This window comes from Nocardioides montaniterrae, assembly GCF_054782655.1.
The window spans coordinates 1-589 of sequence record NZ_BAAGSB010000034.1; the positions used below are offsets into that span (position 1 = coordinate 1).

At 33.8% G+C, this 589-nt stretch carries 1 protein-coding gene; it reads left to right on the top strand.

Annotated features, from left to right (window positions below; all coding sequences use genetic code 11):
• A partial coding sequence (locus ACYVJ3_RS16640; protein ID WP_460854195.1) for a proton-conducting transporter transmembrane domain-containing protein occupies positions 1–589 on the top strand: 589 nt, incomplete at both ends.

A 589-nucleotide genomic window follows, 5' to 3' on the forward strand; every position in this document is an offset into this window, starting at 1 on the left:
CTACAGTATTTACAGCAGTACCAACTATTACAACATATCCTATTATTATTCTATTTACAACTTGTGGTGCTTCATTCCTAGTCTCAAGTGCAGATCTAGTATCAGTATATCTAAGTATTGAACTACAATCATTTGCAGTATATATTCTAGCTACTCTTTATCGAGATTCAGATTCTGCTACAGCAGCTGGTCTAAAGTATTTCCTACTAGGAGGACTATCATCAGCTCTAATTCTACTAGGATCAGCACTAATTTATGGATATACAGGTCTAACAAATCTAGAAAATATTTATACACTACTATCAGTATCAGAAACAAATGAAATGAATCTATGTGCTATTGGTCTATTTATTTTTGTTATTGGTTTCCTATTTAAGATTTCAGCTGCTCCATTCCATAATTGGGCTCCTGATGTATATGATGGAGTACCAACAATTGTGACAACATGGCTAACAATTATGCCAAAGCTATCAATTCTAATTCTACTACTTGAAGTACAAGCAGGTGTAGGACAATCATTTACAGTATGGACAAATCTGCTACTAGTATCATCACTACTATCACTAGTAATTGGTACTGTAGTAGGACT